11 protein-coding genes, 1 tRNA gene and 1 pseudogene are annotated in these 10,967 nt (G+C 43.0%); 10 read left to right on the plus strand and 3 right to left on the minus strand.

All coding sequences use genetic code 11. From position 1 onward, the window contains the following. Positions 1–40: 40 nt before the first annotated feature. Positions 41–1,276 carry an RNA-guided endonuclease InsQ/TnpB family protein gene (locus WN50_RS04170; RefSeq protein WP_049558016.1) on the minus strand — a complete coding sequence of 412 codons (1,236 nt, stop codon included), beginning with the start codon at positions 1,274–1,276 and terminating at the stop codon, positions 41–43. A 47-nt stretch (positions 1,277–1,323) separates the two neighbouring features. On the opposite strand from WN50_RS04170, the pseudogene tnpA reads away from it, so the two are divergent. The 8 genes and pseudogenes from tnpA (at position 1,324) to WN50_RS04205 (ending at position 6,799) form a co-directional block, all read left to right on the plus strand. Further along, a pseudogene (gene tnpA / locus WN50_RS31795) lies at positions 1,324–1,725 on the plus strand (IS200/IS605 family transposase). A 153-nt stretch (positions 1,726–1,878) separates the two neighbouring features. Continuing rightward, positions 1,879–2,340 carry a CBS domain-containing protein gene (locus tag WN50_RS04175; protein WP_046279457.1) on the plus strand — a complete coding sequence of 154 codons (462 nt, stop codon included), beginning with the start codon at positions 1,879–1,881 and terminating at the stop codon, positions 2,338–2,340. A 219-nt stretch (positions 2,341–2,559) separates the two neighbouring features. Beyond that, positions 2,560–3,231: a phycobilisome degradation protein NblB gene (nblB, locus tag WN50_RS04180; RefSeq protein WP_046279456.1), complete on the plus strand. Its 672-nt coding sequence runs from the start codon at positions 2,560–2,562 to the stop codon at positions 3,229–3,231. Positions 3,232–3,404: 173 nt separating this feature from the next. Then, positions 3,405–3,596 (plus strand): photosystem II reaction center protein PsbZ, encoded by a 192-nt coding sequence (gene psbZ, locus WN50_RS04185; protein ID WP_046279455.1) that lies wholly within the window; start codon positions 3,405–3,407, stop codon positions 3,594–3,596. A 95-nt stretch (positions 3,597–3,691) separates the two neighbouring features. Next, entirely contained in the window at positions 3,692–4,279 is a 588-nt protein-coding gene (gene ribH / locus WN50_RS04190; RefSeq protein ID WP_046279454.1) for a 6,7-dimethyl-8-ribityllumazine synthase, read from the plus strand. Between the two features lie 479 nt (positions 4,280–4,758). Further along, positions 4,759–4,830 (plus strand) — tRNA-Gly (locus tag WN50_RS04195). Between the two features lie 292 nt (positions 4,831–5,122). Continuing rightward, positions 5,123–5,527: a hypothetical protein gene (locus tag WN50_RS04200; protein WP_046281385.1), complete on the plus strand. Its 405-nt coding sequence runs from the start codon at positions 5,123–5,125 to the stop codon at positions 5,525–5,527. Positions 5,528–5,533: 6 nt separating this feature from the next. Beyond that, complete coding sequence (locus WN50_RS04205) at positions 5,534–6,799, plus strand: glutamate-5-semialdehyde dehydrogenase (protein WP_046281384.1); 1,266 nt, start codon at positions 5,534–5,536, stop codon at positions 6,797–6,799. Positions 6,800–6,902: 103 nt separating this feature from the next. On the opposite strand, the gene WN50_RS04210 is transcribed toward WN50_RS04205, so the two are convergent. Further along, on the minus strand, positions 6,903–7,721 hold the full coding sequence (locus WN50_RS04210; protein ID WP_046281383.1) for an acyl-CoA desaturase: 819 nt from the start codon (positions 7,719–7,721) through the stop codon (positions 6,903–6,905). A 79-nt stretch (positions 7,722–7,800) separates the two neighbouring features. Between WN50_RS04210 and WN50_RS04215 the strand changes: the two genes are divergently transcribed. Both WN50_RS04215 and WN50_RS04225 read left to right on the plus strand, forming a co-directional pair. Continuing rightward, positions 7,801–9,042, plus strand: a complete 1,242-nt coding sequence (locus tag WN50_RS04215; RefSeq protein ID WP_046281382.1) for a methionine gamma-lyase family protein — start codon at positions 7,801–7,803, stop codon at positions 9,040–9,042. A 385-nt stretch (positions 9,043–9,427) separates the two neighbouring features. Next, positions 9,428–10,213: a hypothetical protein gene (locus WN50_RS04225; protein ID WP_046281381.1), complete on the plus strand. Its 786-nt coding sequence runs from the start codon at positions 9,428–9,430 to the stop codon at positions 10,211–10,213. 161 nt (positions 10,214–10,374) lie between these two features. On the opposite strand, the gene WN50_RS04230 is transcribed toward WN50_RS04225, so the two are convergent. Continuing rightward, a partial coding sequence (locus WN50_RS04230) for a GH116 family glycosyl hydrolase (protein WP_049558023.1) occupies positions 10,375–10,967 on the minus strand: 593 nt, incomplete at its 5' end.

A 10,967-nucleotide genomic window follows, 5' to 3' on the forward strand; every position in this document is an offset into this window, starting at 1 on the left:
TTGACATACTCCCCGCATTAAAATGACGGGGATTCTGAACTCAAACAACAGTTGCAGCGAATACCTGTCTTATACCGTCTAATTCAAGAGTCGATGCCCCAACTCTCTTGATATTTAAAGAGGCATTTTCATCACGTCCGTTAACACTTGAACAGGACGGACAACGCCATTCTCTAATATTTAATTCCAGTTTTTTCAGAACATGACCACAGTGGAAACAAGTCTTAGAAGAAGGATACCACTGGTCAATAAAGACGATTAATTTACCTTTTTTCAGGCTAACCCATTTCAGTATTTCAATAAATTCACCGAAGGCTAAGTCACCTATTTTTCGCCCCCAAAGCCTTTGCATTCCTTTTAGGTTTAAAGTCTCGAAGCAGAGTACATCAAACAGGTCGGTGAGTTGATGAGCTAGCTTCCAGAACCAATCCCGGCGACGGTTTACAACTTTCTCATGCTGGCGAGCAAGATGCTTCCTCGCTTTCTCCCAGTTATTAGAACCTTTACGCTTTTTAGACAAACTTCGAGACGCTTTCTTAACATCATTGAGTGCTTGCTTGAAAAACTGCGGCGATTGTATTGAGAACCCTTCTGAACAGGTTAAAAACGTCTTTATCCCGAAATCAAATCCCGCGATTTTACCCGTCGAAACAGATGAAGAACAAGGAAGAACGGATTCACTTATCTGTTGGCAGCCAAGATCTGTGCGACCCACAGACAACTTAATCCGTTTTTCGATTTCATATCCGTTTTTAGTCTCTGACTTGATTTCAGCGTGGTTACTGTTATCGACAACAACCAATAAAAACATCTCACCAAGAGGTGTTCTCTTTACCGTTATAGTTTTGACTTTTCCCTCAATCGGTTGAGAATCCCAGAATTGATAGACTTTACTACCAATCTTGATTCTGTTACCACTGAAAAATTTGTATCCAGCTTGTTTTAGAGTGAATGATTTGTACTTCTTAACCTTCTTGAAATTAGGCGGTCTAACTCCTTTCTTGTTGTGTTTGAAGAACATTTGGTAGGCTTTTTCAATGCGCTGACAAATATCTTGAACAGCTTGAGAACCTACTAATTGCCAAAACTTGTTACGTTTTCTTAATTTGGAAATATGCTTTTGAAGATCTGCACAGTTCAAGTGTTTGCCCCATATCCGGTAGTACCGTTTATGCAAGGCAATACAATGATTATAGATAACTCCTGCTGCATTGATAGTGAGCTTGAGATATCTATTTCGCTTGTGTTGATAGAACTTAAACTTAAGTGTCTTCATAGTTTTATGATGATAACATGAACTGTAGGCTATTACAATCTATTAACATGAAATCGACATATAGACACTTTAACCACGCCGTCGGAAATGCTACTGTGCATTTGGCGCAATTCCTTGCCGCCGAAAGAGGTTATTCTATAGAAACGAACCATTAAAGCTGAGATGTATAGAGGTTTTACAGTCGGTCGAAGAACGATAATAAATGGGCTATCAAAGCAATAGAGGTCGCTTCAGATAATCTTCACCTTCTTGTAGAATATGATCCACACCATTCAATTGCTCAAGTTGTTGAAGCTTTTCAGGGTAGAACGTCTCGATTTCTTAGACAAGAATTCCCAGAATTGTTAAAACTGCCTAGCTTGTGGACTCACTCTTATATGTTTGATACTACTGGGAAAATAAGCAGCAAAAGAATACTTGAATATATCAACGACCCACATCATGGCTAACCTTTCACTGCCAAATAAATTTTGCTCCCTCGCTTTTATCCCCCGATTAAAATGCGCTTGCTCTACGCTTCGCCACCGTAAATCTTTGACTCAACTGCCGTAATGCTTTTATGATAAAACCAAGAGAGTTTAGTCAACGATGAGTCTGAGATTATGCCCAAAACGGTCGCCGACGTAATGACATCTAGCCCAATCTTGGCCAGGCCTGATATGCCTCTCAAAGAAGCCATCCTGATTTTAGCAGAACACCAGATTAGCGGTCTTCCCGTGGTTAACGATGAAGGCAAGTTAGTAGGTATTATCTCGGAAACTGATATTATCTGGCAGGAAAGCGGTGTCACGCCTCCTCCTTATATTACGATTCTCGATAGTGTGATTTATCTGGAAAATCCATCCCGTTACGAAAAAGAACTTCACAAGGCTCTAGGTCAAACCGTTGAAGAAGTGATGACAACAGGGCAAATAGCAACGATTACCCCGAATCAATCTCTCTCAGAAGCAGCACGTTTACTCAATGAAAAGCGAGTTCATCAATTACCTGTATTAGACGAAGGGGGGAATGTGATCGGTATTCTCACCTGTGGAGACATTATTCGCACGATGGCAGCCAGTTGACGATTCCTTGGCTATTGCGTCTTCTAGTTGACATCCTCCCGTCGCTTTTAGCGAGGGATTCCTAGACTTGACAATCTAGGTTTCTGCTTCACCCACAAAAGATGATAAGATTTGAAGTCTCAAATCAACCCGAAGACTGAGGTTAAATTTGAAGACCTTGGCCAAGTCAATAGGAATTTATAAAAAACGCCAAACCTTGAGAAAAAACCTTTTAACAACATGAGCATTACTCCAGAGTCCGTTCAACAGTTGCTCAGTTCAGAAGATTTAGGCGATCGCTTACGTGGAGTCAATCAACTCCGTCAGCTAGAACCCGAAACGGCTTTTGCTCTGATTCAATCGGCTGTTGCGGATCGAGATACCCGAGTCCGCTATGCGGCTGTGAGTCAATTATCGACCTTGGGCGAGCAAGATCGCACTCGTGCATTACAACTCTTACGAGAATGCTTACTCCAAGATCCAGAAGCCGATGTCAAGGCGGCAGCAGCCGATGCGATTGGAGGACTCAAATTGCGTGAAGCCTTTGATGAGTTAGAGCAAGTTTATCATAATACTTCAGAATGGTTGATTAAATTGAGTATTGTGGCAGCATTGGCTGAACTGGGAGAACCAAGGGGATTTGAATTGCTAGAAGATGCCCTTAAAGGTGACAATGACCTGATCCGAACCGTTGCTATCGGCGCAATGGGAGAACTTGGGGATCGGCGAGCAATTCCTTTACTGCTTCCTTATGCTGGTGATCCAGACTGGCAGATCCGACATCGGGTTGCTCAAGCTTTAGTTCATTTAGGTGCTTCCCCAGAAGCCGAAGAAACGCTCAAGCAACTCGCCAGTGATCAAGTTGAAGCTGTAGCCCAAGCTGCTCAAAGGTTAGATCAGATCAAAAGCTAAATCTAGCAGGAACTTGGCGAACGTTGAGGGTTTGTCAGTAAAGTTGCCAGAACAACTGCTTCCGAGAAGAGGTGTTTTCTGGTAGCTTAACTATATGAGAGTCATTTAAAGCTGGGTATCCGCTCTCGTACCGTCGTTGTACTTACTATTTGTTCGTTGTTTGGGAGAACAAGATGTTAACAATTCTGTTTCAATTTTTTTTAGCCGCCTTGGTGATTCTTTCGTTTATCATGGTTGTTGGTGTTCCGTTTGCCTACGCTTCTCCACAAAATTGGAGTCAGTCTAAGCCTCTGTTGTATATTGGTTCAGGACTCTGGATCGCCTTAGTGCTTCTGGTTGGAGTCTTAAACTACTTAGTGGTTTAATTGAGAGATTGGGTTAGAGGCTCAGGTTATTCACAAAAATTAGGGCTGAATTGTCGAACCTCTGACCCTGGCCACAGAAAGAGAGGATCACAGGCATGACCGTTTTTGAAGGAAATTTTACTCAAACTGACTCATTCAAGTTTGCAATTGTTATTGGTCGTTTTAATGACTTAATTACCAGTAAGTTGTTAGAAGGCTGTCAAGATTGTCTCAAGCGGCATGGGGTAGATGCCGATCCTCAAGGAACGCAAGTTGATTATGTCTGGGTTCCGGGTAGTTTTGAGATTCCCTTAGTGGCGCATCAATTAGCCCTGAGTCGGCGCTACGATGCGATTATCTGTTTGGGAGCCGTGATTAAAGGACAAACTCCTCACTTTGATTATGTGGCGGCAGAAGTCTCAAAAGGCATCGCAGCGACGGGATTTCAAACGGGTACTCCGGTGATCTTTGGGGTGGTGACAACAGACACCATGCAGCAAGCCCTAGAACGAGCAGGAATTAAGAGTAATAAGGGATGGGAATATGCAATGAATGCCCTGGAAATGGCGAGTCTGATGCGCCAAATTCATGGGGCGGCTGATGGCTATGGAAATCATTCTTCGGCAGGAGGAATGTTACCGGGGGGAGCGAGTCGGGCGATCGCGGCGGAACCTTCGATCAATACACGGGAGGAAGTCCGGTAGGCTGGTAGCCCCTTGAATTTATTCAGGGGCGGAAAGACGACACGAGCCACTTTAGTTGCTGTAAGATAGTAAAGAAATGACAAGTAAAACTGTACCAACTGCGTGTTGAAGTTTTCCTAGTACGGAGAAACCCCGGCAATCCGAAAGCGTAATATTGCATTATGGCTCCGAGATACAGCAACGGCAGGAAACTGAGCGTACCGAATTGGCTCTGTGTTGGAAGTTAAGAAAGTCTTCAAGCTAAAAAAGTAAACTATCCAACTTGTTTGGTGTGTTAGAGGCGATTTGACTTGGCCTATGAGTCTGACAATTTTCGGCGTCAGAAGTTCAGAAATACCCTACGGGGATTCCCCCGAATTAATTCGGGGGAGTAGTCAAAGGAACCCTCCTACTAAATCAACCCGGTTCAGGAAAAAATTTGAAAAGTTGCTTGACAAACTGAGTTTTTTGTGGAATCCTAGAAAGAGTCAAGCAATATTGCGGGTGTAGCTCAGTGGTAGAGCGCAACCTTGCCAAGGTTGATGTCGTGGGTTCGAATCCCATCACCCGCTTACTAAAAGAATATAAAGCTTAAAAAAGCAGCAAATAGGCTATAGGATTGCTGTTATCATCGGAAATAAGGAGTGCAAGGGAATAAAATTCTCTTGTATGATATTTAATCAACTCTCAACTTCTGTCGAGTCAATACTGATGTCAGGGAGACAGTCTAGCGTTTCAACTCTAGGGAAAAATCCATGAAAATCTAAAAACTTACGAAATTGACAAGACTGAGTTGGTCAGTATGATTCATTAAGTCTGTATTTAAAATCCGTAATTCTTAAACGCTTTATCTGATAACTGCTTGTGCCATCTCAGAAAGCCCAGAAAATCGAGTTAAACGGTGATTACCCTTGCCCCTGTCGGCGGAAGGGTCACTTAGTTCCGATCACGCTGACAGAAGCCTTTGGCTGCGATCGCTGTCAGCAAATTTTTGTTGTAGATGAGAGCGGTTACTCTCTAGAACAACTCTCAACCCACTATCCTTATAAACAAGCATGGCATTGGACAGGTCATCAGTGGCATCGAGCCAGTCCGGGTTTTCGGACTCATTACTTACCCCTAGCTTTAGGAATGCTCTTAGTGCCATTGGTAATTTGGCTACCTTTGGCATTGTATTCACCGGGACCCAATATTATACTTTGGGCAATGGTTGCGGTAATGTTGGCAATGTTGCCAGCATTGATGGTCTGGCTTGCTTACAGACGGTGAGCGAAGATGATAATTGATGATTTTAGTGCTTCACCCCCGCCGACGAACCCTATTCGTCGTGCCTATACAGCGAGTATACAACTAGCAAAGACGAAAGGAGAACATCGTAGCCGTACCTTACGGGCTATGGCTGAAGCCATTAGAAAAAGGCAAAACGATATTTTAGAAGCAAACACCCTAGACTTAGAAGCCAGTCGAGAACTGGGTATTTCAGAATGTGTGAGTGAGTGGTTAAAGCTGACTCCTGAAAGGCTAGAAACAACGGTACAAATCTTGAAACGGTTGGGAGAACTTCCTGATCCCATCGGACGAGTCATCGGAGTTTCCTATCAACTCGAACAGGGTCAGACCTACTATCAACTGATTCCGATTGGGGTGGTGGGGTTAGTGTATGAAGCCTTTCCCGAATTGGGTGCAATCGCGGCAGGACTGTGCATGAAAACGGCTAATAGTTTAATTTTACTCGGTGGCAGTGAAGCGAACTATTCCAACCAAGTGATCACTCAAGCTTTACAGTCGGCGATCGAAGAAGAAGGTATGCCTATAGGCTGTTTAGAAGCCTTTCCCGCCGAACAGGAAGCCAGCATTCAAGACTTAGTGACTCAAGACCAATATATTAATCTGATCATTCCCTATGGTCGGCCCCATTTGGTGCAGCAAGTGGTCAATCAATCGACTGTTCCTGTTTTGCGTTCGGCGATGGGGAACTGCTATCTGTATTGGTCAGCAACGGCCAACGTGGAAATGGCGCGATGGATGATCTTGGATAGCCATCAAAGCAAACCTGACCCCGTTAATGCGATCGAGAAAGTATTAATCGATCCCAACCAGAAGGGTTCATCCTTAGTCAGACTTTGGAACAATCTGCGTGAAGAAGGATTTGAACTCAAAGGAGACGAACTCCTCGTCCAACAATTTCCCGAGCTAACCCTGGCTGAACCCTCAGAATGGTCACAACCCTACCTCAATAAAACCATCGCTTTTAAAGGAGTAGACAGTCTAGAAGAAGCGATCGCCTGGATGAACGAATATAGTAGTGGTCATAGCAACTGCTTGGCAACCGAATCCTATAGCGAGAGCCGTCAATTTGCCTTAGATGTCAACAGTGCCTTAACCTTTATCAATGCTTCTCCGCGATTCTCACGCCATCACAATCGAGGGGATGCGATCTTTTTAGGAATGTCCAATCAGGTGGGATATCGGCGCGGATTAATTGGCTTAGAAAGCCTAACAACCGTCAAATATATCGTCCAGGGAAATCCCAACTTTTAGCTAAAAAAACCCCAAGGGAGAGGGGAAAAAATAACGATTCATGTTGTTCATTCAAGATTCAACTGTCCCCAGCTCCCAGTCTTAGCGAATAGTGTACTCAGCCTTACTTCGTCGTTGGGACTAATTTAACTTTTTTGGCTAAACCCAACGCTTGTAAAAGTTGAATCGTCATCCAGGTCTGATCAATTTCCCACCATTGCAAACCATGACGAGCAGAATACTGGTAAGCGTGATGGTTATTGTGCCAACCTTCACCATAAGTCAGGACAGCCACCCACCAACAGTTGGTAGAAGCATCATCACAATCAAACGTGCGGTATCCAAACTTGTGGGTTGCACTGTTAACAAACCAAGTGCAGTGGAACACGGCGACAATCCGCACAAACACTCCCCAAACCACAAAAGGCCAGCCGCCCAAGAGGAAAAGCAGACCCCCTAAAGCAAACTGAACGAGAATGAAATAGTCTTGACAAAATTGATAAACCGGATCTTTGCCGATATCCTGAGTTAAGCGATCAATGTCAGCTTTTGGCGGACGAGCGTACAGCATCCAACCCATGTGACTCCACCAAAAACCCTTGTTAGAGTCATGGGGATCTAACTCATGGTCAGAGTAAAGGTGATGCATCCGGTGTGAACCCACCCAATCAATCACTCCACCCTCACAGGCTAAAGTGCCACAGAACACGAGAAAATATTCAAGCCACTTCGGCGTTTCAAAACTGCGATGAGTCACAAGGCGATGAAAACCTAGAGTAATTCCCAAGCCCCCTGTTACCCAGTGTAAAAAGACTGCAATTCCAACCGCAGCCCAACTAAAATTACTCGGAAGTAATGCAAAAAGTGCGCCGACGTGGAGAATTACCATAAAGATGATAACTTTCCATTCGGGATTAAGTTTTTTTGAAGTTGCAATCGTCATGAAAATCTGAGCTTTCTTTACGAGTCTGTCCTATTTGCGTCATAATAAGCACCACTCACGCGGTTAGGCGAGTTCGGTGATGAGCAGTAGCATTTTACAACTAGATGAAGCAAAGCAGGCACTATTTACGATCTTTTCCGGAATCGATGGTCAGGTCAAGCAAAATCTAAAACGAGTTTTAGATGCTTTTCGACAACATCGGGTCGGAACCCACCATTTTGCAGGAGTTACAGGCTATGGCCATGATGACTTGGGCCGTCAAACGCTTGATCGAGTGTTTGCGGAAATCATGGGAGCCGAAGCTGCTGCTGTCCGAGTCCAGTTTGTCTCTGGGACTCATGCGATCGCCTGTGCTTTGTTCGGTGTTTTGCGTCCAGGGGACGAAATGCTAGCTGTTGCTGGCGCTCCCTATGACACTCTAGAAGAAGTCATTGGTTTACGAGGCAAAAGTCAAGGTTCACTTCTTGAGTATGGCATTTCTTACCGTCAAATAGATCTGCAATTAGATAGAAAAATAGATTGGGAAAGTTTAAAAGTTGGTATTACCTCTAAAACACGCTTAGTCCTAATTCAGCGCTCTTGCGGCTATTCCTGGCGTTCCAGCTTATCTATTGCTGAAATTGAGAAAATTGTCCAGATCGTCAAACAGCAAAATCCCGACACGGTTTGTTTTGTCGATAACTGTTATGGGGAATTTATTGAAACCCAAGAACCCACTGCGGTGGGCGCTGATTTAATTGCGGGTTCGTTAATTAAAAATCCAGGTGGGACTATCGCGCCTGCGGGGGGATATATTGCGGGACGGGCTGAGTTAGTGGAAGCGGCGGCTTGTCGGTTAACAGCTCCCGGAATTGGCAGTCATGGCGGTGCAACGTTTGATCAAAATCGCTTGTTATTTCAAGGCCTATTTTTGGCCCCGCAAATGGTGGGAGAAGCGATGAAAGGAAACCATTTACTCGCCTATGTTTTTGACAAGTTAGGTTATCGGGTTAACCCTTTACCTTTAGAACCCCGTCGGGATGTTATTCAAGCGATTGAGTTGGGTTCACCCCAAAAATTAATCGCCTTCTGTCGGGCTTTACAGAAGTATTCTCCGGTCGGTTCCTACCTCGACCCCGTTCCTGCGGAAATGCCGGGGTATGAGAGCCAATTAGTTATGGCTGGTGGTACGTTTATTGATGGTAGCACTTCAGAATTATCGGCTGATGGGCCGTTAAGAGAACCTTATATTGTGTTTTGTCAAGGGGGTACCCATTGGACTCATCTTGAAATTGCCTTAGAAGCCGCCATAGAAGCCGTTGGGTTTGCCAATGATTCTTAACAGAATTATGAATTATAAATTATAAATTATATATAGCACGCCAAAAACCCGGTTTCTTGAACAATACACATCGCCAATTTTCCGCGCACGGTAGAAGAAACCGGGTTTTTTAGTCTGGAGGTACCACGCCAAAAACCCGGTTTCTTGAACAATACACATCGCCAATTTTCCGCGCACGGTAGAAGAAACCGGGTTTTTTAGTCTGTACTGTACTTCATTCAACTCACAATGCAAAGTTTTTATTGCTTTCATGTACATCTTTGATTAACTACCTGAAATCTCAAATTTAACCTGAACTGCGCTGTACAGTATGCCTGCAAACTATATTCTTATCAATTTTGTTACAACAAATGTTGATTGATAGGAGCGTCATCTATAACGTTTTATGCTAGAATTAATGTTGGTTAACGAGAGACGGGTTGGCGCAGGAGACCTGGTGGATAAAAAAATTATCAGCGATGAATTTATAGAAACCTTGAAGGATGATAAATACGAAACACATCTTGATGAAATAAAAGATGCTTTATCAATCCTAGATGATGCTATTGAAAGCCTACAGTCTTGTATTCTAGATGAAGCTGCGACTCTACTCAAACAGAGGTGTTTTGAAAAAAGCACTATACTCTCTGAGAACACCCAAGCTTTGGATATAATTAGAAACCATATTCGAGAATATATTACCCAACTTGAAAACGAGGATGATTGGGATGATGAGAATAATAATGATTCGGAATTTGATTGGGAAAATGATGATCAATTCCTTGAACCCAGTCAACTCAACAACCCCCTAGAAATATCTAAGGTATTTACCTTAGATCAGTCCGTTGACGTTACTTACTTTAAACCTACATTATTTAGGTTCAAGCAGAATGAATATGAGGTTAACAGTTGGAGATATTTTTTACGAGATTTATGCTTTATATTGTACAAACTAGATAAAGAGATTATATTAAGCTTTCCAAATCGAAAAGAGTTTATTGGTCGCACAAGAAATTATTTTTCCAAAAAACAGTCAGATTTGACGTGCGCTGGTAAAATCAATACCAATCTTTATGTAGAATTAAATCTATCCGCGAAGGATGTACTAAAGTTAGTCAAAAAAATTCTGAAGGCATACAGAATAGAACCCCATCACGTTGAAGTAGAGGTTCGTCCTGTAAGGTCTATCTAGCACCCCATCAGCTAAATGCTCACATTTCAATTGTCTGATTGGGAAAAAATAAAGCGATCGCAAAAATGACAAGAATTGCGAGTGTGGGGGTTGAAATCCTGTCTCTATCGTGCTAAAGTAATAATGATTGCGATCGCTAATTCCAAGAATTTTGTGATCCTTTACCCACAAACAACATAAATCGCCCAAATTGCCATCGCCCTGAGATAATGACTCGCCCGAAAGGTTCCGGCTGCGGTAATAGCTTCAGGAGTGCGAAATTGTAAGCCATTTTCATAAATTTGTTTCACCACTACTTCGGCTAAATTAAACCCTTCCTCTTTCATTCCCATTTGAATTAAAAACGCCGCTAACCCAAAATTAATCCCCGTCCAAACTTCTAACGGATGAGTATCATTAGGGTTAACAGGTTCGCCATTTAGTCTAACGCCATTAGCAGCCCCTAATTGACCGTGATGGAAATTTTGAAAACAAGATTGATAAATCGTTTGTAAGGCTGAAATGGTTCGTTCTGGGGCAACAATATCTTCTAATCCTAACAGTTTAACATAAAATTGACCACAGAGTTGATCGGCCATCACAACATCGGAACCACTCTCACTATCAAGCTGATAATATTGACCATTCCAAAGCTTTTGATAGATCGGTTTTGCTTGTTTTAACCATGTTTTATAAGTTGAAATGGTTTCTGAAAGTGAGGGAAACAATGTAGAAAATTCAGTCTTTTCTAAACAGTTTCCGATTTCTATTGCTG

The sequence above is a fragment of the Limnoraphis robusta CS-951 genome (genome assembly GCF_000972705.2).